Genomic DNA, 23,853 nt, shown 5'->3' with positions numbered 1-23,853 from the left:
CTGTGGCTTGGGGGTCTGGCCAGCCCATTGCGGGTCCTGACGCCCTGATACGTTGCACATTCTCCTAGACCTGCGCCATGCCGCCGTCGACAAACAACTCAGCCGCGTTGACGAAGCTGCTGTCGTCCGAGGCGAGAAACACGACGGCCTTCGCGACCTCTTCAGGCGTTCCCACGCGACCCAACGGAGTGGTCTGCACCTGCACATCGATGAAACCCTGGACTTGTTCGTTCGTAAGGCCAAGGGTGTAGTAGGCTGGCGTTGGCACCACGCCGGGACTCATGGCATTGACGCGAATGCCTTTCTCCTTTAGGTCGAGGGCCCAGCAGCGTGCGAAGCTGCGGACTGCGGCCTTCGTAGCACTGTAAACGCTGAAGGCCGGAGTTCCCTGGCTTGCAGCCGTCGACGCGTTGAGGATGATCGACGAACCCGACGGCATCAACGGGAGCGCCTTCTGTACGGTGAAAAGGAGGCCACGCACATTGATGTCGAAGGTTTCGTCGAAATGTTCCTCCGTTATCTGTCCCAGGGGCATCAATCCGCCCCCTCCGGCATTGGCAAACAGAACGTCGAGACGTCCTTGCCGCTTTTGAACGGTCGCGTAGATTCGGTCCAGATCGGCCAGGTCCGAAACGTCACCTCGGATGCCCATCACATTCGAGCCGATGCCCTCAACGGCCGCGTCCAACTCTGGTTGGCGGCGTCCGGTAACGAAGACAAACGCCCCTTCTTCGACGAAGCGCCTGGCCGTCGCCAAGCCGATTCCACTGCTACCCCCGGTGACCAGGGCGATCTTGCCGACAAGCTTGCTCATCATGCTCTCCAATTGGTAGACTTCAGAGGGAGGAGGCGGCCGACTTCTGAAGTCCTCTTCGACGAAGTCGGCCTTGGTGATCAACTCTTGATAAACGCGAGCAGTTCCTCATTCACGCGATCCTTCAGGGTCGTGCACATGCCGTGAGGGGCGCCTTCGTAGACTTTGAGCGTCGCGTTCTTGATGATCTTGGATGAGATCAGCGCCGAGTCTGCGATCGGAACAATCTGATCATCGTCGCCATGGAGCACCAAGGTCGGTACATCGATTTTCTTCAGATCTTCGGTGAGATCCGTCTCGGAGAACGCCTTGATGCAGAAGTACGAAGCAGGGAATCCCGCCATCATCCCTTGCATCCAGAACGAATCCCGCACGCCTTGGGAAACCTTTGCGCCCGGCCTGTTGTAGCTGTAGAACGGCAGGCTGAGATCCTTCCAGAACTGCGACCTGTCGACCACGACGCCAGTGCGAATCTGGTCGAAGACCTCGATCGGCAAGCCGCCCGGGTTCGCCGGCGTCTTCAGCATCAACGGCGGGATGGCGCCGATCAGCACCGCCTTCGAGACGCGGCCCGTCCCGTGGCGGCCGATGTAGCGCGCTACTTCGCCGCCGCCCGTCGAGTGACCGACATGGATCGCCTTCTTGAGATCCAGCTTTTTGACGACCTCCGCCAAGTCGTCGGCATAGGTATCCAGGTCGTTTCCGCCCCAAGGTTGGCTCGAGCGGCCATGGCCTCTGCGGTCGGCGGCAATGCATCTGTATCCGCGAGAAGCCAGAAAGAACATCTGGTCTTCGAATGCGTCTGCGCTTAGAGGCCATCCGTGACTGAATACGATTGGCTGGCCGGTACCCCAATCCTTGTAGTAAATCTCGGTACCGTCCTTGGTTGTGACTGTGCCCATGGTGTTCGCTCCTTCGCGATGGTTGATGGAATGGTTTGGAGGAGATGACCTGGTCGATTTCGCCGCCGAAGCGACAGACGGAATCGACGCTGCGGCCAGCATGAATGACCCAGTCGCAAGAACGTCTCTCCTTGACAAGGCGCCACTTGTGACTTGGCTTGATACGAACATTTATATTTCCTCGTGATAAATTGATTCGGGCGTCCTCATCTTGTCAACACGACGCTTTTACTAAGCGCCATACCCGCCTTCTACGTCCAAGACTGAGCCGGTCACATACGACGCCAGTGGGCTCGCAAGGAACACTACCCCTGCCGCCACTTCTTGCAGAAGTGCAAGTCGAGGGATGGCATGGGATTGCAACAGCGTAGGAAGGAAGTCTCCAATCCCGCTGGCCATGTCCGTCTCCATGATCCCGGCTTGAACCACATTCACCGTGATTCCACGGGGTCCGAGATCGCGTGCTGCTCCCTTGGAATAGCCAACTATGGCGGCTTTCGTGCCGGCGTAGTCGGCGGTCCCTGGAAAGCCGACACGCCGACCTACGCCTGAACCGATGGTGATGATTCGTCCACCTTCACTCATAAGTTTCGCGGCCACCCGAATTCCGGCAATCACGCCGCCCACGTTGACGACCCACTGCCTGTCGAGGGCCTCAGTATCGACCGTAGGGTCGTCGATGGTTTTTCCCTGTACGGCGACCGCGGCGTTGTTGACCAAGATGTCGAGCCGCCCAAAACGTTCGTAGACCTGATAGATAAGGCGCGCCGCTTGCTTTGCGTCGCCCTGGTCGGCTTGAAAGGCAGCGACCTTCACGCCGAGCTCTTTCAGCGACTCCACCACGGCCGAGGCTTTCTCGGCTGAGGCGTTGTAGCTGATTGCGACATCTGCGCCCTCGCTCGCGAGGGCGTGGGCGATTGCCACTCCCAAGCCCCGAGAAGCTCCCGTTACAAGCGCTACCTTGCCGGCAAGCATCTTGTTGGCCATGCTTGTTCTCCTGAGACAAGAACGGTACTTCGCCTAGTACGGCTCGACCTTCTTCGAGCGTGGCACGACCCGGCCCAGGAACTCGCGCATCAACGCCCCAATATGCGCTCCGTGATCTTCCAGCGCGAAGTGGCCCGTATCGAGCATGTGAATCTCAGCGTCCGGCAGATGGCGTTTGTAGGGCGCTGCTCCCGCAGCTGGAAATATCTCGTCCTTCGCCCCCCAGGTGATCAGCATTGGCGGCTTGTGCGCAGCGAAGTACTCGTGCCATGACGGGTACAAGGGCACGTTGGTGCGGTAGTCGTAGAAGACGTCGAGTTGAATGTCGGCATTGCCGGGCCGATCCAGCAAGGCTTGGTCGAGGGTCCACGCGTCAGGACTGATCAACGACAGGTCCTTGTAGCCGTTGGTGTACTGCCAATAGGTCGCCTTGAGCGTGGTCAACCAGCGGATGGCCTCCCTCTCTTTCGCATCCCCCGTCTTCCAGTACGCCATGATGCCGTCCCAGAACGGATGTCCGAAGCCCTCTTCATAGGCGTTTCCGTTTTGCACCACGAAGGCGGTGACGCGGTCCGGGTTCATGACGGCCAGGCGGAAGCCCACTGGCGCGCCGTAGTCCATGACATAGATCGCGTAACGATCAGCGCCGATCTGTCGTGTCAACTTGTCGACGATGTTCGCGTAGTTCTCAAAGGTGTAGGAGAACTCGTTCCGGTCTGGCATGTCGCTCTGTCCGTAACCCGGGTAGTCGGGTGCAATCACCCGGTACTCTTCCGACATCAGGGGAATGAGATTGCGAAACATCTGCGAGGAAGTCGGAAACCCGTGCAAAAGCAGGAGGACAGGCGCGTCCCGCGGGCCGGCCTCTCGATAGAAGATATCTACGCCATCAATCTTGGCCTTGAGGTAGCGGATCTGGGAAGCCGAAGTCTCGGAGGGTGATGGTGCAGTCATGTGAATCCTTGAGATGAATGAAATGAATCAGCGCTTGCACCGGCCGTCGCCGCCGGGTCACCAGTTTCAACACTGCACCCGAGACTCACGACCAGCTGGCATTTAGCGTATCGATCCGCACGCGCTCCAACATGCCGCATGAGGGCGTGCACCGCTTCATACCGAAGGGGCATACCTTGCTGCGCAAGGAATGTCACAAGGGCTTGTGGCAGAGCTACCGCTGCGACCTATTGGCGTGTCGCTGCAAGTTTCGAAAAATCAGACTCGGCAGAATCAAGACGCACAGCCAAGGAGTCTCTCGTCATGCCAGGAAGCTTCACTTCATCGGCGGTCAGCCCGCGACAGTTCCAGGTATTTCCGATCCTGTCGCGCGACGAATCAAGCCGCCTCATTCGATTCGGCAGAGCCAGGGCATTTCAGAGTGGTGAGGCACTGTTCGTCGCAGGCATGGTGGGCCCGGGCCTGGTCGTCATCACGAGCGGCATCGTGTCCGTGTGGCAGCGAGACAGTTTGCGCCGCTCCCACCTGATGGCCTGCCAGGGCGTCGGCGAGTTCGTCGCGGAAGTAAGCGAACTCTCGGGCAAGCCGGCGCTGATCGATGCGATAGCCAACACGGCGGTGGAAACCTTCGTCATCGAACCTCACTCACTTCGAGCGCTTGTCATCGAGGAAGCGGATCTGGGCGAGAGAATCATGCGAGCACTTATCCTGCGGCGTGTTGCGCTGCTCGACGCGGGCATGGGCGGTGTTGTCATTGCCGGTCGTGCGACTTCGCCCTCCGTTGTTCGGCTTCAGACGTTCCTGGCCCGTAACGGCCAGCCGCACTATCAGTTCGATCCTGCGATCGAGCAGCGACCCTGTCCCTTCCTCGCGCAGTACGAGATCGGGCCTCAAGAAGCTCTGGTGGTGTGCATGGACGGCGCGGTGCTTCGCAGCCCTTCGGAAGCGGAGTTGGCGCGTCACTTGGGCATGATCGATACGTTGGAGCGTCAGGAAATCTACGACTGTGCGATCGTGGGCGCCGGTCCGGCGGGATTGGCGACCGCGGTGTACGCCGCATCCGAAGGCCTCAGGGTCATCGTCGTCGATTCCCGCTCCTATGGCGGCCAGGCTGGCGCGAGTGCGCGAATCGAAAACTACCTTGGATTTCCAACTGGCGTATCGGGCGCGGCGCTCGCCTCACGTGCATTCGTGCAGGCGCAGAAATTCGGCGCCGAAATAGTGATTCCAGCGCGGGTGGCAAGCCTTCATGAATCCAACTCAGGCGAGGGGCACCTTCTGTCCCTGACGCTCGCAGATGGCCGCCTCATCCGTTCCCGCACGGCTGTCCTCGCGACTGGCGCTCGCTATCGTCGCCCGATGGTGCCGCACCTCTGCGACTTCGAAGGCCGGGGTGTGTGGTATTGGGCGTCCCCTATCGAAGCACGAATCTGCGGCCAACAACATGTGGCGCTCGCGGGCGCGGGAAACTCTGCAGGCCAAGCCGCCGTTTACCTCAGCGCCCATGTCAAGCACATCGCGATGCTGGTACGGGCCAGGAGTCTGGAAGGGTCCATGTCGAAGTACCTGATTGATCGCATCGCCGCCTGCTCCAACATCGAGCTCCTGACCTCGTGCGAAATCCTGTCGCTCGACGGCCAACCCGACACGGGCCTGGAATCCGTCACCTGGGTCCATTCAAGAACGAATCTGAACGAGACAAGGGCCTTGCGGAACCTTTTCCTGTTCATCGGCGCCGATCCTGAGGTTGACTGCATCGGCGATTGTCCGGTCGCAAAGGACAATTCCGGCTTCATCCTTACCGGCGAACAAACGGCACCGTGGCAGACAGCAGGTAGAGGCCGCGCGCCGCATGCACTCGAGACCAGCGTGCCTGGATTGTTTGCGATTGGCGACGTGCGCTCTGGCTCCGTCAAGCGGGTCGGCGCAGCGATCGGGGACGGCGCGTCCGTGGTGGCGCAGATCCACGCGCTCCTTGCAACGTGTTGAGCTGAGGCTCGCGCGAGCCGTATCGCCCGGCGGCGCTGCTGGCACGGGTTTCACGGAGGGAGCGGCCCAGCCGTTCCATCTATCGAGTGAATGCGTCTGAACCAATCCGGTGTTTCGCCGCCGGAGACAAGAGCCTAACGTAGAGGCACAGTCTTCGCTCCCCAGGCGATTTCAAGAGCAAGCTGCAGCAAATCCAACCTCTATCCTGGAGTTCCATCATGTCGTTCGCTGACCCCATCCGAATCCTAGTGCTGCATGACGACCCCTTCACGCGAGCAGGCCTTGCTGCGACCTTCTCGAAGTACCGAGACCTTGAGGTTGTCAACATCGACGAGGATCCTTTCGCAGACGACAAATTGCCTCCGGCTCGGCTGTACAGAGCCGCCGATGTCGTTGTCGCCGACTACGAGAACGGTATCCGATTGGCCGAGCGGGGATCGCGTCGATCCATCGGTAGCCAATGCCTGAAAATCATGATCATCGCCTCCTCGGACCGCGAATGGGAGATCCGTCATGCCACGGAGTGCGGCATTCGTGGGTACATCCTGTTCGGGTGTGCACTCGATGAGTTGGCTTCCGGCGTCCGGGCAGTCCATGGCGGTGTCCGCCATCTCAGTGCCCAAGTAGCGCAACGACTGGCCGAGAGCCTGTCGGCGGATCCTTTGACCAGCCGCGAGGAGGAAGTGCTCCGCCTGGTGGTCGACGGACTGGGAAACAAGAGCATCGCCAAGCGCCTCGATATCGCGGTCGGCACCGTGAAATCCCATCTGAAGGGGATCTTCGACAAGTTGAACGTCGACAGCAGAACACAGGCAATCTGCGCCACCGAAAGACGAGGATTGCTGAGCCCGACACCGCACACAAGAGACCTCGCGCAAGTCCACAAAGACGACAATGGGTCTTCCCCGACAGTGCATTCCTTGCGACTCGAGACCGTTCGGGGGCAAATTGAGCAGGTCGACGCCTGACACCCGCAGATCGGAGCTCCGACGGGGACCTCCGATCCCTTACAAGTCAAGCAGCAATCGATCGCTCTTGCTTCGTGACACACAGGTACACATAAGGTGATCGCGATCGTGTTCGGCCTTGGAAAGAACCAGGTCGCGATGATCGGGCTCGCCACTCAATACTCTGGTAGCACATGTGCCGCAGGTCCCCGTCCTGCAGTCGAAGTTTGGACGCTCGCCGGCTGCGAGCAGAACCTCCAGGATGGTCCTACCGACAGGCACCTGCAGAACGGTGCCGCTGCGGTGGAGTTCAACATCGAAGGCTTTGTCGCCCATGACTTCCGCCGGCGCGGTGAAGCGTTCGAAGTGCACCCTTTCATGGTCGATGGCCTTGCTCTCTGCGAGTAGTTGAAACTCCGCAAGCATCTGGGTGGGTCCACAGACATAAAACATCGCGTCGCGCGTCGACTGCCGCAGCACGGACTCGAGATCCAGTCGGGCCGACGCCCCAAGCGACGACCAATAGGTACGAACCCGGTCAGGAAACTCTCGAAGCAGTTCCGCAAGATAGGGTGCCTCTTCCGGAGATCGGGCCGCGAAATGGATACTGAATTCGCGACCTTCGCGCTGGAGAGTGAACGCCATGGCCCTGAGTGGCGTGATGCCGATGCCACCTCCTATGAGCACTGACGGCAGACGATCGTCATGCAGGGCAAATCCGTTCCTCGGTTGTCCACATCCCAACAATGTTCCAACCGCGTAGTGGGCATGGATGAATTGGGATCCCCCTGAACCATCGTCATCACGCCGAACAGCTACCTCCCAGCGTGTCGGATCACCCGTGTCGGACGCGATCGAATAGTGATGGGAGATCTCGACGCCATCGCGGCCGACAACTGGCAGCGGCAGATGCGTCCCTGCCTGGATCGAAGGAAGCGCATCGCCCGGCCTCGCCCGCAGCTCGTAGGCTCGCACTCGGTCGGTCAGGATGCGCACACCAGTCACAAGAAGGGGCACAGGTCCGCTGCCGATCGTTCCTTTGCTCGATAACGTCGTGGTCGAAGTGCGGCCTCTCATCGTCCCCAGTTCTGCAAGCAATGGCGCAACCTGCTTTCGGATCTCGGTTTCCGTGAATCTGCGCGTGATGTGCTGCGGACAGTTCCAATCGAGGGCCTCGATCTTGATGACGATCGCTCGTTCAACGATCGCTCTGTAGTTCGGCATGACCAGGTTTGCAAGCAGCTCCGGCGCTTCCGCCTTGTGTACGACCCTTGCCCGCCCCCACAGCTTGAGCCGCTGCCCGCTTCCATAATCGATCATGATGAGCGCCACACGATCGTCGGCGGCAATGTTGCCCACGCTCAGGTATTGCACATTGCCGCGAAAATCGGCATAGCCTACGGTCTTCGAATCAATGACCTTGAGGAAGCCCGGAGGGCCGCCCCGAAATTGTACGTAGGGCCATCCGGATTCTGTGACCGATGCTTGATAGAAGCCATCGATCCGCTCGATCAATTCCCGCTCGGCAACGGTGATCTCGTCCAGTGCGTCGCGTGCTTCTTCATATGCGCGGTTGGATCCGCGGCTCCCATATCGTCGCTGCGCCGCCTTGACGGACGGCGTGAAGGCAATCTCGGCGAAGGCCCTGCCCATGGCGTTTCGTCCGCGCGTGCCTCAATCGCTGGCGAGAGCGGCAGCTTCTTCGATCAGCTTCACCACAGCATCGGGGTGCGATGTCATCACGACGTGCGAGGCGCCGGGCACCTCCACGATTCTCTTGGCGCCGGCGCGTTTCGCCATGTAGGGTTGCACAGCCGGAGGGATATTCTTATCTCGACTGCCGTAAATGAACCACGAGGGGATGTTCTTCCAGGCCGGCGCGCCCGAACCTTCCTTGAGCGCGGCTTCGGTCACCGGTCTCTGGCCTACAGCCATCAACCTGGCCTGCGATGCGGGTAGGTCGGCCGCGAACTGGTCGTGGAACTTCGACTGCTGGATATACAAGTCCTTATCGCCATCGCTCAATGGTGTAGGGGGCGCCAAGGTAGGGCCGAGCGTGCTTCCGGGGAATTTTCCGGACAGCGTTTCCGCACTCTCCCCCGTGTCCGGCGCCAGACCTGCGACATAAACCAACGCCTTCACGTTGCTTTTGCCGGTCGCAGCATTGGTGATCACGTTTCCGCCATAGGAGTGGCCCACCAGCACGACGCTCCCTGGAATCGTGTCGAGGACACCAGCGACGTAGTTCGCGTCACTCTTCACCGAACGCAGCGGGTTGGCTACCGCCACGACTGGATATCCCTTGGTCAACAGCCGTGAGATGACGCCATTCCAGCTCGACGATTCGGCAAATGCTCCATGGACCAGAACGACGGTCGGCCTTGCCGCGGTCAACCTAGCCTGATCGGTCTGAGCGAGACCGGTGCTCGGAAGGATCAGCGCGATGGCCAACGCCATCGCGCTGAGCACCCCGCTCGCCGCGGAAGATGCCGTGAAGAGAGCCGGTTGACGTTGCGCTTGCATGATCGTTCCTTTGTGCGTCGGGAAAGCCCCGCGGAGCATGTGCCGGGATCAAGCGTAGACGCCACCAAGGCTGGCGCCCACGCCCGCAAGGCCACTGGCGGAGTGCTCCTTTGAGCCGATTGATGGTCACGCCCGTCGGAATTCCATCTCAAAGCACATTCAGCTTGCCTGCGCAACGCCCGCCGGTCATGATCAAATCGAGAAGATTTCATCGCCCCCGGGTCGTCAAAGGAGAACCTGCGGATGACCGATCTTTCTGGATATCGTCTGGAGTCCCTGCGGGAAGGTCGCAAGCTGGGGCTTTTCAGGGGTCGGCAGGTTCAGGGTGCGGGGCCTGCAAAGGTGCTGGTCGTCGACGTCCGATCCGAGACTCAGTCTCCTTCCGAATTGCGCCAGCTCGAAAATGAATACGCGCTCGCCAGTGAGCTCGATTCCGCCTGGGCGGTGCGACCGATCGCGCTCGTCAAAAAAGATAATCGGACGATGCTGCTGCTCGAGGATACGGGCGGCGAGACCCTGGAGGCCACCCTCAGAACTTCCATCGATGTGCGGCGAGCGCTGTTCATCGCAGCCGGGCTGGCAGCAGCGCTGAAGGAAGTTCATCACCGCGGGCTTGTCCACAAGGACGTCAGTCCCTCCAACGTACTGGTCGACAGTGCGGATCACGTCAGGCTGACAGGGTTCGGTCTGGCATCCCGAGCTTCGACCGAGCGTCAGATGCCGGTGGCTCCCGATGTCATCGCAGGATCCTTCGAGTACATGTCACCGGAGCAGACGGGGCGAATGAACCGCTCCATCGACGCCCGCTGCGATCTCTATTCTCTAGGCGTCGTGCTGTATGAGATGCTGGTGGGCCAACTTCCCTTCACGGCGTCGGATCCCATGGAATGGGTTCATTGCCACATCGCGCGCCAACCCCACCCCCCAAGTGAGCGAGCACCTACGGTCTCGAGATACGTTGATGCCATTGTCCTGAAGTTGCTCGCGAAGAATGTCGAGGACCGCTATCAGACCGCCGCCGGCGTCGAAAGCGACCTGCGTTATTGCTTGTCGGAGTTGGCACTGCACCAGCGCATCGACCACTTCACCATCGGCGTCCAAGATATCGCCGACCAGTTGCTGATGCCCGAGAAGCTCTACGGCCGTCAGTCGGAAAGCGCGACATTGCTCGCAGCCTTCGACCGGGTCGCTGCTGCCGGTCGACAGGAACTCGTTGTCATTTCCGGGTATTCGGGCGTGGGAAAGTCATCCCTGGTCGACGAGTTCCACAAGTCCATCTTCGCCAAGGGCGGCCTGTTCGCAGCAGGAAAGTTCGACCAGTTTCAGAGGGACATCCCATTCGCGACGCTAGCGCAGGCATTCCAGAGTCTGGTCGGTCAGCTGCTCGCCAAAGGCGATGCCGAACTCGCCCAGTGGCGTTCGTCATTGTTGGAAGCGCTCGGCCCGAACGGCCGGGTCATGCTGAATCTGATTCCAGAGCTCGTGCATGTCATCGGGGACCAGCCGACGGTCCAGGAACTCCCGCCACAGGATTCGCAGAATCGATTCGATCTCGTGCTGCGACGATTTTTGAGCGTCTTCGCCCGGCCAGAGCATCCGCTTGTCTTGTTCCTCGACGATTTGCAGTGGCTCGACAAAGCGACTCTCGGATTGCTTGAGCGTTTGGCGATCGCACCTGATGCCCAGCCCCTTTTGCTGCTCGCCGCCTACCGTGACAACGAAGTCGACCCCGAACATCCCCTTGCACGGTCGTTGGAGACGATGCGCTGCGCTGGCGCGGAAGTCGAGCGTATTCCCCTGGCCACGCTCGTGCCGGAAGACATCCGGCGCCTCATCTCCGACGCAATGGGCACAAGCAAACCGGATGTTCGTCCGCTTGCCGAGCTGATCTCCGAGAAGACCGGCGGCAATCCGTTCTTTGCAAAGTTGTTCATAAGCACGATGGCTGCCCGAGGCCTGATTGCGTTCGACGCCAGCAAGGTGGTCTGGACATGGGACATGGACCGCATCAGGGAGCAGAACTTTACTGACAATGTGGTCGAGTTCATGGTGGGCAAGTTAAGCCACTTTCCACGGCCGACGCAGGCCGCACTCAGCCGCCTCGCGTGCCTTGGCAACAGCGCGGACACGGACATTCTAGGGAAGATCCTGAATCTTTCAGAGGACGAACTACACGCGGCCTTGAGGGATGCCGTGCGTGAAGGGTTGGTCTTGCGCCGTCACGCAACCTACACACTCTTGCATGACCGCGTCCAAGAAGCAGCCTATGCACTTATCCCCAAGGAAGACCGCCCCGCGGCACATCTGTCAACAGGCAGAGCTCTTGCCTCAGGCCTGACGTCGACCAACACGGAACACAATATCTTTGAGGTTGTCAATCAACTGAATCGCGCAGTCACGTTGATTGAGGCGCAGCCGGAACGCGAGCGCCTTGCGGAACTGAACCTCATCGCGGCGGGGCGTGCAAAGGCCTCGACGGCTTACGCTTCCGCACTGATGTATCTGGACGTCGGCCGAACGATGCTGGGCGAGAATCCTTGGGCCAAGCCCTACCGCATCGCATTCAATCTCGAACTTCAGCGGGCGGAATGCGAATTTCTGACGGGATCTCCAGCCGCAGCGGAAGCCAGGCTCTCTGCATTGGCACCGCGCGCGGAAGGCTTGGTAGACCGAGCCGCAGTGACGCGGCTGCGCATGGCGATTTTCACGACGATGAACTCGCCCGACCGCGCAGTTGAAGTCGGACTGGAGTACCTGCGCCACATGGAGCTCACTTGGGTGCCGGACCCTACGGCTGCGGACATCGGGGGCGAATTCGATCAGATGTGGCAATCGATCGGTGATCGCCCAATCGAGGAACTGTTCGAACTTCCGCTGATGACCGACGCCAACTGGCGAGCGACGATGGACGTCCTCGTCGAATTGGTGCCGACCGCGATGGTTGCGTCCTACAGAAACTTGGTCGACATCACTTTGCTACGCATGGTCAACGTCAGTCTGACGCATGGACACTGCGACGGTTCGGCATACGCCTTTGCATCGCTCAACATCGTGCTCGGCTTCCGATTTGAGGACTACCAGCGAGCCCTGCGCTTCGGAGAGGTCGGCTGCGACCTCGTCGAGAAGCGCGGCCTTGATCGCTTCAAGACTGGCGCCTTCGCCAACTTCGGCATCTTCGTCGTGCCGTGGACGAAGAGCATGGCCATTGGAAGCGCGATGATCCGACGGGGGTTCGATGCAGCAATGGCGACGGGCAACGTCGCCTACAGCATCTATTGCTCGGGCAGCCTGGTGGCTCACCTTCTGCTTGCAGGCACTCCTCTTGAACAAGTGCATCGCGAAGGGGTCCTCGGCCTCGAGCTCGCTCGAAAGGCGGGATTCGGCTTGTTCATGAGTTGTTCATTCGGCGAACTTCGGTTGATTCAGGATCTGCGCGGGCATCCTGAGGATGAGGTGTTCCTCGAGGATCGCGGCCGGACCAACGGCTCTTTCGAGATGGACTTGGAGGACGGCGGCAGGGAGATGGCCTTTGCCGCCGCCATCTGTTGGGTGCGCAAGCTTCAGCGATGCTTCTTTGCGGGTGATTGGGTTGGCGGGGTCGACGCGGCGAAGAAGGCCGGCCGGAAGTTTCAGGAGGCGCCCTACATTCTGCATGTGGGCGACTTTCATTTTTATAGCGCCCTGATCAGCGCGGTCGCCATTGACAATGCGCCTGCTGACTGCAGGCAGCATCATCTGGACGCGCTGCATGAACACTACAGGCAGATTTCGATCTGGGCAAGATGTTGCCCCGAGAACTCAGGCGATCGAGCGGCGCTCATCGGCGCCGAGATCGCTCGGATCGAGGGAAAGGAACTGGACGCTCAGAAGCTCTATGAGGAGGCGATTTACCTGGCAAGAACCAATGGCTTCGTCCAGAACGAAGCCATCGCGTTCGAGATGGCCTCTCGGTCCTTCGGCGCGCGCGGCTATTCCCTCATTTCAATAACGTATCTGCAGCAGGCGCATTCGCTCTACCTGCGGTGGGGAGCCGCCGGTAAGGCACGCCAATTGGAACGGCTGTGCCCGCCGCTGAATACGGAAGAAGCCTCGCCCTCGTCGAACGTAACCTCCGTGGGCCAACTCGACCACGCGGCAGTGGTCAAGATCTCCCGCGTCGTATCGGATGAGATCGTGCTCGACCGACTGGTTGAGAAGCTCATGACCATCGCGATCGAACACGCGGGCGCGGCGAAGGGTCTACTGATCCTCTTCGGCGACCGAGGCGCACGCGTCGTTGCGGAGGCCTCGGTCGTCTCTGGCCGTGTCATCGTCACCCTCCGCGAGGGTCCGGTGACGCCGTTGGAGCTTCCGGAGTCCATTCTGAACTACGTCATCCGCACGCAACAACACGTGGCGCTCGACGACGCCACGGCGTCCGGCCCTTACCGCGGCGACAGCTACATCGAGATTGCGCGGCCACGTTCGATTCTTTGCCTGCCGATTCTGAAGCAGGCGAGGCTTACGGGAGCACTGTATATCGAGAACAATCTGCTGCCGCGCGTTTTCACGCCCGATCGCATTGCCGTTCTGGACTTGCTGGCATCGCAGGCAGCGGTCTCCCTCGAGAACGCAAAACTGTATGCGGATCTCGAGCAGGAGAACCTCGATCGCAAGCGTGCGGAACAAGAACTTCGCCGCAGCGAGATGCTGCTCGCTCAGGCCCAAAGGCTTACGCTCACCAGCAGTTTGCGATGGAAAGTCTCTACGGGGGAGATCGCATGGTCCGAGGAAAGCTACCGCCTCATGGATTACCCGCCTGAAATCACGCCTACCGTCGATTTGATACTGAGGCGTTGCCATCCGGACGACCTGGAGTATGTGCAAAGCCACGTGGCGCGCGCGGCGACAGAAGGCGCAAACCTCGATATGAAGCATCGGCTCTTGATGCCCGATGGCACCGTCAAATACGTCCAGATCATGGCGCGAAACATCGGTCTTGAATCGCAAGACTTCGAGTTCGTCGGCGCCGTAATGGATATCACCGAACAGCAACGGACCGAGACGAGACTTCAAGAGGCGTTGGCCAAGGTGCGGAAATCGGAACAGCAACTCAGCACGATCATTGCTGCGATTCCTACGATGGCATGGACCACTCGCCCGGATGGCTATGCCGAGTTCTTTAGCCAGCGGTGGCTGGACTACACTGGAATGACGACGGCACAGGCCCAGGGCGACGGATGGGCCGCGGCCCTCCACCCTCTCGACGCGCCTACACACTACAGTGTCTGGGCCGACACGCTCGCCTCGCCTCGCCCCGTGGAAACCGAAGCGCGAATGCGACGTTTCGATGGCGAATACCGATGGCTCCTTTTCCGCGCCGTTCCGCTGCTGGATTCAAACGGCAATGTCTTGAACTGGTATGGAACCAACACCGACATCGAGGACCGCAAGCGTGCCGAAGACGCGTTGCGCCGCAGCAAGGCATACATGGAGCACGCCCAGGAACTCAGCCACACCGGAAGCGTCGGGTTTCGCCTGTTCGATGGAAGGGTCTTCTGGTCAAAAGAAGCTGCTCGCATCTACGGCTACGACCACTCGGTTCCTCCCACGATCGAAATGGTCCTCCAGCGAGTGCACCCGGACGATCTTGATTTGCTCAAGCAGGTGTTCGAGCGCGCGGCGCAAGGCGGCGCATCTTTCGATTTCGAGCACCGACTGCTCATGCCGGATGGGTCGATCAAGCGCATTCGCAACTTGGCCCATTCAATCAAGGACGATACCGGACAAGAGGAGGTTCTAGGCGCGGTCACCGACGTCACCGAACAGTACAAGGCCAAGGCCGCGCTGGAAGAAGCGCTGTCAGAAGTCCAGAGATCCGAAGGCCGACTTCTCACGCTGATCGACACCATCCCGGCGCTCGCCTGGAGTGCCTTGCCGAACGGCCCCGGCGACTATTACAGCCAGGCCTATCTTCGCTACTGCGGGATGACCATGGCGCAAGCCGACGGGTATGGCTGGGCTACCTCGGTCCACCCAGACGACCAGCAAGGGCTGTTCAGGCAGTGGAGCCGAATCCTCGAGTCAAGAATGCTCGGAGAGGCGGAAGCCCGCCTCAGACGCTTCGATGGCGAGTACCGATGGTTCCTGTTTCGTGCGGCGCCGGTCATCGACGAAAAGGGAAATCTGTTGCGATGGTATGGCTTGAATATCGACATCGATGACTTGAAGCGGGCAGAGACACTGCTGGCCGGCGAAAAGAAGCTGTTTGAGATGATTGCGACAGGTCAAGCCCTTCAGGCGATCCTCGAGACGCTATGCCGACTCGTCGAAGATCTCACCGACGAACTGAATGCAACTGTAGTACTGCTGGATGCCGATGAACCGCGGCATCTGCATCGCGTTGCTCCCAGCCTGCCGCCGCACGTCACCGACGAAGGGCGGAGGGTCTCGCTTTCCGGACTCCGGCCCTCCTGGACCGTTCCGCTGCTTTCTTCGCATCGAGCCGCACTGGGTACGCTGGAGGTCTACTCACGTCAGGCGCGCCGGATCACTCCGCGGGACGAAGGCATCATTGAACGATTGACCCATCTCGCAAGCATCGCAGTCGAACGAAAGCGTGCCGATGATTCGCTGAAGAAGCGAGAAGCGTTCCTTGCTGAGGGGCAACGGATCAGCCGCACGGGAAGCTTCAGTTGGAATGCTCGCGCTGGTGAGATCGTCTGGTCGGACGAGATGTTCCGGATCTTCGAGTTCGATGTGACAGAAAAGCTCACCTATGAGGCCATCCTTCAGCGGATTCATCCGGATGATCGTGCCTCAGCTCAGGAGGCCGCCAGCCATCGTGACGGTAGCGGCTGGGAAGTCGAATACCGCCTACTGATGCCCAACGGCTCGACGAAGAATCTGTACGTTGTGGCTCAATTGGTCACCGGCGACGAAGGCAGTCTAGAGATCGTCGGTGCGTTGATGGACATCACTGCTTCGAGGCAAAGCCAGGCGCAACTGCGCGACTCCCTCAACGAAAAGGAGGCACTCCTCAAGGAGGTCCATCACCGCGTCAAGAACAACCTGCAGCTGATCAGCAGCCTGCTGAGCCTCCAGGCTTCAAGAATCAAAGACGCAGCTGTTGCCGAGTTGTTTGCCGATAGCAGGAATCGGGTCCGCTCCATGGCACTCGTGCACGAGAACCTGTACCGCGCAGGTGATTTTTCGCGAATCTCGATGACCGAACACATCCAGACTCTTTGCAATCACTTGCGGCGCGCATACGCTCTGAGCGGGACGCAGGTGGAACTTGTGACCGATGTCGATGAAATGCAGTTGGACCTGGACCGGGCCATATCGGCGGGTCTCATTGTCAACGAACTCGTGTCCAACGCCTTGAAGCATGCATTTCCACTCAATCGGCCAGGTCGCATCGTGGTCGAGTTGAAGCTGCTGGCCAATGGCACATGCCGCTTGGGTGTGAGGGACAACGGCATCGGACTTCCAAGCGAGTACGAGGACGACTATCCGGATTCTCTTGGCTTGCGTCTCGTCGGCAACCTCGCCCTCCAGCTTCACGCGAGCACGGAAGTCGTCCGAGACGGCGGTACCGCCTTCGCGATCGTGTTCGACGCCGCCAATGGGGAAAGGGCTCACTCATGACCCCCGCCAAGATACTGATCGTGGAGGACGATCGGATCGTCGCCATGGACATCGAAGGGCAATTGGTACGTATCGGGCATACCGTCGTCGGCCTCACGGGTCGCGGAGAGGATGTCCTGCGGCTTGCGATGGAGACGAAACCCGACCTGGTGCTCATGGACATCCGTTTGGAAGGCGAAATCGATGGCGTGGAAGCTGCCGAACAGATGCGTGCGCAGGTTCGGGTGCCCGTGGTCTTCCTGACGGCCTACGCGGATGACCGGACGGTCCAGCGTGCCAGCCTTACTGAGCCCTTCGGCTATCTGCTCAAGCCCTTCGAGGACCTGCAACTCCGAACGGCCGTCGAGATGGCGCTGTACAAGCACGCAGCTGAAAGCAGGCTTCGAGCGAGCGAACGTCGGTTTGTCACGACCTTGTCCAGCATCGGCGAGGCGGTCATCGCCACGGATGGCCAATCGCACGTGACGTTCATGAATCCGGTGGCGGAGACATTGACCGGGTGGCCGCTGGGCGAGGCGGTGGGCTTGCGCCTGGATCGGGTCTATCGCATCGTGAATGAGCACACGCGCTTGACTGTCGAGGATCCCGCAGTCAGGGTCTTTCGCATGGGCGCCGTCGTCGGCCTGGCGAACCATACGCTGCTGTTGACGCGCGACGGCCGCGAGATACCCATCGACGACAGCGGCTCGCCGATCATCGACGACCACGGCATTGTCACTGGCGCGGTGATTGTGTTTCGTGACGTCTCGGAGCGCCGTCGACTGGAGGAAGTCCTGCGCTCCGCGCGCGCCGACCTCCTGCGAGCGACCCGACTTGCTTCGATGAGCGAGTTGGCCGCGTCGATTGCGGACGAGATGAATCAGCCGCTCACTGCCATCGTCACCAACGCCGACGCTTGCGTGCTCTGGCTGGGAAAGGACGAGCCCGATTGCGGGCAGGCGCTGTCCGCGGCGCGGCGTGTCGTCGAAGATTCGCATCGCGCCGCGGACGTGTTGCGAAGCATCCGGCGTCTGATGCAAAAGCCTGCACCCACAATGAGGCTCATCGACCTGAACGAGGCGATCCGAGACATTCTGGATCTTGTTCGCGGGGATCTGCATCGACACAAAGTGCTGCTCGAAGCGGATTTGTGCGCCGAACCCGTTTGGGTACTTGGAGACCGGATACAGCTTCAGCAAGTAGTGGCCAACCTGATACTCAATGGAATGGAGGCCACGCCGCAAGCGAGTGGACGCCAGCGCATCCTGCGGGTGAGAACGACGCGTGACGAAGGCTCGGTCGCCTCGGTCAGCATCGAGGACACCGACTCCGGGCTCGATGAGGCAAAAGTGGAGCGTCTCTTCGGGCCGTTTTTCGCTTCGGGCGCCGGAGATATGGATTTCGATCTGTCCGTATCCATATGCCAAAGCATCGTCGAGGCACACGGGGGAAGGCTTGCCGCATCCCCGGGAAGGCCGCATGAAACCACCTTTCGCTTCACGCTGCCGAACGTTGGAACCGACGACGCGAGTCCTGAGTGATCTCTGAAATCAGCGCCAGCTCTTGCACTCTTCCAAGGCCAGTTGGACCGTCGCGAGCAGTTCACGGCTGTCGAAGGGCTTCATGAAGAAGCGTCGGCTTCCCGCCTCCGCCCCCTGGAGGCGATCGATCTCGATGCGTCCCGAGATCAGGATAACGGGTAGATCGGGGCGCCACGCCTTCACCTTTCGCAGAACTTCGAATCCGTCGGTATCGGGCATGCCGACATCGGAGATCAAACACCCCACGGAGCCGATGTTTTCGTCCTCGAAGAATGCTGCGGCGGAAGGAAAGACCCGTACCGGATGTCCGGCGGCCTTCAGCAGACCCCCGAGAGACTCGAGAATGCGCAAGTCGTCGTCGATCACGGCAACAATGGGCTTCGTCGCCTCGACCATCATCGTTCCTGGGGCCAGCTTTCGGGTGAATGGATCGGCATCTTCAGCGTGTCGGCCATGCGGACCAATTCGGCGAGCGAGTTCGCCTTCATCTTCTTCATGACCTTTCCGCGATGAATCTGCAGAGTCATTTCGCTGATTCCCAACAAAGCTGCCGCCTGCTTGTTCAACAGCCCGCTGGCAACGAGGGCCATGACTTCACGCTCCCTGGGCGTAAGGCTGTTTGATCTCTCTTCCAGTGCAAGGCGTTCCGCTCGCATCCTCCGTGATTCCCGATCCTTCGCAATCGCCGCGGTTACCGCGGCAAGAAAATCCTTCTCGCTAAACGGCTTCGTCAGAAAATCGATCGCGCCGGCCTTCATGGCGCGAACTGAACTGGGCACGTCGCCGCGTCCGGTTATGAAAACGATAGGGGGCGGGAACTTTTCGGCGATCTGAGCCTGCAACTCCAGCCCGTTGATGTCGGACAGCCCGACATCGACCACCAGGCATGCTGGGCAAGCGAGTCGCGGCGCTTCGATGTATTCGGTCGCCGAAGAGAAAAAAGTCGCGTTGAGTTCAGCGGCTGACAGAAGGCCGGCCAACGCCTCGCGCACCCGTTCGTCGTCATCGATGACGATCACCATGTGCTCGGTCGATGAGTGCAAGGCGCCTCCAGACATGGAAATGGATGTCGAACCAGACGCAGTCTCAAACCTTCGGCGTCCAACGTCAAGGCGTCGGATGGAGGGGTTCCGGGGGCGTGCCGTTGGCGGCGCGCCTTTCACTCTTTCGAGGGACGCGCAGGTTGCCGATTCGAGCAGAAAATCGCGAAAAGACTGATGCCGCAACGACATGACGGTGCGACCCGGGGGCCTCATCCTGTCCGAATACTCATTCGTGACCCTGCGCGAAGGTCCGGAGTTCGTCCTCCGCCGCGGGCATGGCCCGCGCAACGGTCAACTGTTGACCGTGACTCCGGCGTCGTCGCAACCGGAGCGGCATACGACCGAGCAGCTTGAGCGCGAATTCAAGCTGGCTACCCGGCTGGATTCATCATGGGCTGTGCGACCGTTGGCGTTCGAGCGCCAGAATGGTCGCGCGACGCTGGTGCTAGAAGATGCTGGGGGTGAGGTATTGGACCGACTTCTCGTCCGTCCGTTGACGATAACCACCTTTTTCCACCTCGCCACGGGAATCGCAGCGGCCCTTCATGGAGCGCATCAGGCGGGCCTGGTTCACCGGAATGTCAAGCCTGAGAATCTGCTCGTCTGCAGCGACGGAAGCGTTCGCCTCACCGGCTTCGGGTTGGCCATGCACGCTTCCGTGCCGTCGATCGCGCTGCGGCCCGGCGCAATCGTCGGTACGCTTTCGCACATGGCGCCGGAACAGACGGGTAGAACCGGCCAATCCGTGGATTCGCGCGGCGATCTGTACTCCGTCGGGATCACGCTGTACGAGATGTTGACCGGCATACTTCCTTTTTCGGCCACGGACCCGATAGGGTGGATTCACTGCCATACCGCTCGTGCACCGCCTGCACCGAGCAAGTTGATCAACAATCTTCCGCCGCAGGTCGATTCGATCATTCTTCGCCTGCTGGCCAAATCCCCTTCCGAAAGGTATCAGACCGCCGCAGGACTTCAGGCCGATCTACAAGAGTGCCTGGATGCGCTGACGACCCGCGGGTTCATTAGCCCATTCTTGATCGGTGGACGCGACGTCCCTGACCGTTTGCGCATTCCTGACAAGCTATACGGTCGTGGCGCCGAAATACGGAGCCTGGGCGCGGCCTTCGAACGCGTGGCCACGTTCGGGACGCCGGAGCTGTTCGTCGTCATGGGCGCGCCTGGAACAGGCAAATCGGCGCTCGTCGCAGAACTACACAAGTCCATTGGACGATCGCAGGGGCTATATGCCGCTGGCAAGTTCGACCAGTTCGATCGCAAGACACCTTACGCGACCCTTGCCCACGCGATTACGAGCCTGGTCCACCAGATTCTTGGCGACTCCGACGCAGAACTGGATCGTTGGAGGCAAGCGTTGCTCGAGGCGCTCGGGCCAACCGGCTCTCTCATGCTGGAGCTCATCCCGGATCTCGTGCTCGTCGTCGGCGAGCAGCCCAAGGCGCGGCTCGCGAAGCCTCAGGACGCGCGACTGCGCTTCTACCAAGCCTTCAAACGAATGATCACCGTGTTTGCGAGGCCAGAACGCCCGCTTGCGTTGTTTCTCGACGACCTGCACTGGCTCGATCAAGCAACGCTCGAGCTGCTGGAGCGTCTAGTCTCGGAGCCTGATCTGTCCAATCTCCTGCTCGTCTGTGCGTTCCGGGACACAGAGGTTTCGAACGAGCATCCCCTGGCTCTCATGTTCGATCGGATTTCCAGGCTCAAGATGCGCATGCAGAAGGTCACGCTCGGACCGCTCGTATTGAACGACTATGTGCAGCTGTTGATCGACATGCTTCGCGCCAACCAGATCGAGATCAGCCAGCTAGCGGAGTTGCTGATCGAAAGGACCGGTGGCAATCCATTCTTCGTCCTCCAACTACTCACGGCGCTGGCCGACGAACAGCTGCTGAGCTTCGATGGGGCCGCGTCGTGCTGGAGGTGGGAGATCGAGAAGATCCGCCAGCTCGGGCTGACCCAGAACGTGGCGGAGCTCATGGCGGACAAACTGACCCGGCTTGCGCCGACATCTTTGAATGTCCTGAAGACACTCGCCTGCCTTGGCACCCAACCGACTGCCGTCGCCCTCGCGGCGTGCTCCGCACTGAACGACGCAGAGGTCGCCATCGCGCTCGAGGAAGCCTCGCTTGCCGGCCTGATCTCCATCCAGTCCGATAAGTGCATGTTCACCCACGATCGCGTCCAGGAGGCCGCGTACGCGCTGATTCCCATGGATCGACGCGCTGCGATGCATCTCGCGATCGGCAGGGCGCTGGCTTCGCAGTCCAGAAGCCTCCGCCTAGTGGAAGAACAGATCTTCGAGATCGTCAATCAGACAACCGTGGCGCGTCCTCGATCGAGGTACCGGGGGAGCGGGAGGAAGTTGCTGCGCTCAACTTGATAGCCGGCAAGCGCGCAAAGTCAACGAGCGCTTTCGCCGCGGCCCGGGAGTACTTTACGTATGGCATAGACACGCTTTCCGAGGTCACCGGGACGACCCAGCACCGCCTGGCTTTCGATCTCAAACTCAATCGCGCAGAGTGCGAGTTTCTATCAGGCGATCACCTTTCCGCAGAAGGGCATCTCGTCGATCTCACGGCGCTCGCGGAAACCCTGGTCGATCAGGCGGCCATCGCCAGCCTTCGCATCCCGCTCTATACAACGCTGGATCGCACCGATCGCGCCATCGAAACCGGCCTTGATTTCCTGCGACACGTTGGCACAGATTGGCCAGCGCGTCCGACTCGGGAACTCGTCTCCCAGGAACTTGCCGCCTTGCAGGCGCTCCTTGCCGGGCGGACGGTCGAGGAGCTTGTCGATCTGCCCGTGATGGCTGACTCAGTCTGCCTGGCGACGATGGATGTTCTGTCGGAACTCGAGGCACCGGCGAGCTTCACGGACCGAAACCTGTTCCATCTCAGTCTCTTGAGGATGACGAATCTGAGCCTGCAACACGGGAACTGCGACGCATCCCCGTGCGCGTACGGACTCCTGATTGTCATCCTGGGCCTCGAGCTGGGCGACTACGAATTCGCGCTTCGCTTCGGCCGGCTCGGGTGCGATCTGGTGGAAAAGCGCGGCTTGGGCCGATTCCGGGCACGGGTGCACACCTTCTTCGGCACCTTCAACCTTCAGTGGACGAGGCATTTCCCCCTGGCGCGGACCATGTTGCGCCGCGCGATGGATGAAGCGACCGCCTCAGGCGATCTGACGTTTGCCAACTACAGTAGAAGAAGCCTCATTTCGAATATGCTGGCCTGCGGGGAACCTCTGGCCGAGGTCCAGCAAGAAGGTGAACGCGCGCTTGCGTTCGCGAGACGTGCCCAGTTCGGTTTGGCCGCAGATTCGTTCGTCGCGCACTTGCTCCTCGTGCGCGAACTTCGCGGGCGCGAGACTGGCGAGTCTCCTTTCGCTGAACCGGGTCAAGACGTGCATTGGTTCGAGGAGCATCTGGACAAGGCTGGGCCTCGCCTAGCGGTCGCAAAGGCCAGATATTGGATCCAGAAGATCCAATCGGGCTTCTTCGCTGAGGACTATGCGGCGGCCATGCGGGCGGTTGAAAAGTCCAGCGCCGTGTTGCCATACAGCGCAATCTTCATCGAGATCGCCGACTATCACTTTTTTTCCGCGTTGACCTCGGCAGCCTTGGCTGGCCCGCTCGAATCCGACCTGAAGCGTGTAGCGCTCGACGTAATCAAGACCCATCACCGACACCTCGCGGCCTGGGCAAACGCCTGCCGCGAAAATTTCGGCTGCCGCGCGGACCTCGTGGCGGCGGAAATCGCGCGCCTGGAGCGCCGCGAACTGGATGCAGAGCGTCTGTACGAGGCTTCCATCCGGGCAGCCAGCCAAAGCAGCTTCGTGCAGCACGAGGGAATGGCCAACGAATTGGCGGCTCGGTTCTTTCTGAGCCGGGGTTTCAGCACCATCGCGACAACCTATCTCGCGAACGCGCGCGACTGTTACGCCCGCTGGGGTGCCGAAGGCAAGGTCCGCCACATGGAGGAGCGCCATCCCGAGCTCAGAAAGGATCGAACGGGCGCCTCCTCCAGCGAGACCTTTTACTCCGCCGTCGAACAACTCGATGTGAATGCCATGCTCAAGGCAGCGCAGGCACTCTCCATCGAAATTGAGCCGAAAGCCCTGATCGATGCCTTGATGCGCATCACCATCGAGCACGCCGGCGCCGGGAGAGGCACTCTGGTGCTGTTGCGCGACGGCGTGCCCCGCGTCGCGGCAATCGCAGCGATAGCCGACATGTCTCACCGTCGCGTTGTGGTGACGCAGGCGGAGGAGTTGCTGCCCACCGCGACCTACCTGCCGGAGTTCGCGCTGCGCTACGTTCTGCGATCCAGAAAGAGCCTGGTCGTTGACGACGCTTCGGAAAGCCAGTTGCTCGCCTCGGACGCGTACATTCAGCAAGTTCGCCCCCCGAACGACACTTCAAACTCCCCCACCTGTAGACACCTAAATTCCTCCAGGCAGGACACGGGGATTGCATTATTGATCGGTCAGGCTTCGGCCGCGATGGCCAAGCGTGCGGCG

The 23,853-nt window shown here is 60.4% G+C and carries 13 protein-coding genes and 1 pseudogene; 6 read left to right on the top strand and 8 right to left on the bottom strand.

From position 1 onward, the window contains the following. Nucleotides 1–64: 64 nt before the first annotated feature. The 4 genes from ACSFBL_RS33220 to ACSFBL_RS33205 all read right to left on the bottom strand — a co-directional run bounded on the left by ACSFBL_RS33220 (nucleotide 65) and on the right by ACSFBL_RS33205 (nucleotide 3,657). Nucleotides 65–817: an SDR family NAD(P)-dependent oxidoreductase gene (locus ACSFBL_RS33220; RefSeq protein WP_435520093.1), complete on the bottom strand. Its 753-nt coding sequence runs from the start codon at nucleotides 815–817 to the stop codon at nucleotides 65–67. 77 nt (nucleotides 818–894) lie between these two features. Further along, entirely contained in the window at nucleotides 895–1,716 is an 822-nt protein-coding gene (locus ACSFBL_RS33215; RefSeq protein WP_435520074.1) for an alpha/beta fold hydrolase, read from the bottom strand. Nucleotides 1,717–1,947: 231 nt separating this feature from the next. Beyond that, entirely contained in the window at nucleotides 1,948–2,703 is a 756-nt protein-coding gene (locus tag ACSFBL_RS33210; RefSeq protein ID WP_435520073.1) for an SDR family NAD(P)-dependent oxidoreductase, read from the bottom strand. Between the two features lie 33 nt (nucleotides 2,704–2,736). Then, nucleotides 2,737–3,657 carry an alpha/beta fold hydrolase gene (locus ACSFBL_RS33205; RefSeq protein WP_435520072.1) on the bottom strand — a complete coding sequence of 307 codons (921 nt, stop codon included), beginning with the start codon at nucleotides 3,655–3,657 and terminating at the stop codon, nucleotides 2,737–2,739. Nucleotides 3,658–3,960: 303 nt separating this feature from the next. Here ACSFBL_RS33205 and ACSFBL_RS33200 point away from each other — a divergent pair, with 303 nt between their 5' ends. After that, entirely contained in the window at nucleotides 3,961–5,646 is a 1,686-nt protein-coding gene (locus tag ACSFBL_RS33200; protein ID WP_435520071.1) for an FAD-dependent oxidoreductase, read from the top strand. 218 nt (nucleotides 5,647–5,864) lie between these two features. Next, on the top strand, nucleotides 5,865–6,614 hold the full coding sequence (locus tag ACSFBL_RS33195; protein ID WP_435520070.1) for a response regulator transcription factor: 750 nt from the start codon (nucleotides 5,865–5,867) through the stop codon (nucleotides 6,612–6,614). A gap of 39 nt (nucleotides 6,615–6,653) precedes the next feature. On the opposite strand, the gene ACSFBL_RS33190 is transcribed toward ACSFBL_RS33195, so the two are convergent. Beyond that, nucleotides 6,654–8,246, bottom strand: a complete 1,593-nt coding sequence (locus tag ACSFBL_RS33190; protein WP_435520069.1) for a 2Fe-2S iron-sulfur cluster-binding protein — start codon at nucleotides 8,244–8,246, stop codon at nucleotides 6,654–6,656. 21 nt (nucleotides 8,247–8,267) lie between these two features. Beyond that, the gene (locus tag ACSFBL_RS33185) at nucleotides 8,268–9,116 is read right to left on the bottom strand and encodes an alpha/beta fold hydrolase (RefSeq protein WP_435520068.1); all 849 of its coding nucleotides are present in this window, start codon (nucleotides 9,114–9,116) and stop codon (nucleotides 8,268–8,270) included. A gap of 243 nt (nucleotides 9,117–9,359) precedes the next feature. Here ACSFBL_RS33185 and ACSFBL_RS33180 point away from each other — a divergent pair, with 243 nt between their 5' ends. Together ACSFBL_RS33180 and ACSFBL_RS33175 are read left to right on the top strand one after the other, a co-directional pair. Further along, nucleotides 9,360–16,745 (top strand): PAS domain-containing protein, encoded by a 7,386-nt coding sequence (locus ACSFBL_RS33180; RefSeq protein ID WP_435520067.1) that lies wholly within the window; start codon nucleotides 9,360–9,362, stop codon nucleotides 16,743–16,745. Then, a complete protein-coding gene (locus ACSFBL_RS33175) occupies nucleotides 16,742–18,265 on the top strand; it encodes an ATP-binding response regulator (RefSeq protein ID WP_435520066.1) in 1,524 nt (507 codons plus the stop codon). Before ACSFBL_RS33180 ends, ACSFBL_RS33175 begins: the two co-directional genes overlap by 4 nt. A 9-nt stretch (nucleotides 18,266–18,274) precedes the next feature. Here the strand turns inward: ACSFBL_RS33175 and ACSFBL_RS33170 are convergent, their stop codons facing one another. Further along, nucleotides 18,275–18,661: a response regulator transcription factor gene (locus ACSFBL_RS33170; RefSeq protein ID WP_435520065.1), complete on the bottom strand. Its 387-nt coding sequence runs from the start codon at nucleotides 18,659–18,661 to the stop codon at nucleotides 18,275–18,277. Further along, entirely contained in the window at nucleotides 18,661–19,287 is a 627-nt protein-coding gene (locus tag ACSFBL_RS33165; protein ID WP_435520064.1) for a response regulator transcription factor, read from the bottom strand. Before ACSFBL_RS33165 ends, ACSFBL_RS33170 begins: the two co-directional genes overlap by 1 nt. Nucleotides 19,288–19,540: 253 nt before the next feature. Here ACSFBL_RS33165 and ACSFBL_RS33160 point away from each other — a divergent pair, with 253 nt between their 5' ends. After that, the gene (locus tag ACSFBL_RS33160) at nucleotides 19,541–21,709 is read left to right on the top strand and encodes an ATP-binding protein (protein WP_435520063.1); all 2,169 of its coding nucleotides are present in this window, start codon (nucleotides 19,541–19,543) and stop codon (nucleotides 21,707–21,709) included. After that, nucleotides 21,706–23,853, top strand: a pseudogene (locus ACSFBL_RS33155) (hypothetical protein); the annotation flags it as partial. The gene ACSFBL_RS33160 and the pseudogene ACSFBL_RS33155, both read left to right, overlap by 4 nt.

The sequence above is a fragment of the Variovorax glacialis genome, assembly GCF_051216375.1.
Taxonomy (GTDB): domain Bacteria; phylum Pseudomonadota; class Gammaproteobacteria; order Burkholderiales; family Burkholderiaceae_C; genus Variovorax.
This window is presented reverse-complemented; position numbering and strand designations above follow the sequence as displayed.

Coding starts and splice junctions, on each gene's coding strand:
- ACSFBL_RS33220 (WP_435520093.1), bottom strand. CDS start 817: ATGATGAGCAAGCTTGTCGGCAAGATCGCCCTGGTCACCGGGGGTAGC.
- ACSFBL_RS33215 (WP_435520074.1), bottom strand. CDS start 1,716: ATGGGCACAGTCACAACCAAGGACGGTACCGAGATTTACTACAAGGAT.
- ACSFBL_RS33210 (WP_435520073.1), bottom strand. CDS start 2,703: ATGGCCAACAAGATGCTTGCCGGCAAGGTAGCGCTTGTAACGGGAGCT.
- ACSFBL_RS33205 (WP_435520072.1), bottom strand. CDS start 3,657: ATGACTGCACCATCACCCTCCGAGACTTCGGCTTCCCAGATCCGCTAC.
- ACSFBL_RS33200 (WP_435520071.1), top strand. CDS start 3,961: ATGCCAGGAAGCTTCACTTCATCGGCGGTCAGCCCGCGACAGTTCCAG.
- ACSFBL_RS33195 (WP_435520070.1), top strand. CDS start 5,865: ATGTCGTTCGCTGACCCCATCCGAATCCTAGTGCTGCATGACGACCCC.
- ACSFBL_RS33190 (WP_435520069.1), bottom strand. CDS start 8,246: ATGGGCAGGGCCTTCGCCGAGATTGCCTTCACGCCGTCCGTCAAGGCG.
- ACSFBL_RS33185 (WP_435520068.1), bottom strand. CDS start 9,116: ATGCAAGCGCAACGTCAACCGGCTCTCTTCACGGCATCTTCCGCGGCG.
- ACSFBL_RS33180 (WP_435520067.1), top strand. CDS start 9,360: ATGACCGATCTTTCTGGATATCGTCTGGAGTCCCTGCGGGAAGGTCGC.
- ACSFBL_RS33175 (WP_435520066.1), top strand. CDS start 16,742: ATGACCCCCGCCAAGATACTGATCGTGGAGGACGATCGGATCGTCGCC.
- ACSFBL_RS33170 (WP_435520065.1), bottom strand. CDS start 18,661: ATGGTCGAGGCGACGAAGCCCATTGTTGCCGTGATCGACGACGACTTG.
- ACSFBL_RS33165 (WP_435520064.1), bottom strand. CDS start 19,287: ATGGTGATCGTCATCGATGACGACGAACGGGTGCGCGAGGCGTTGGCC.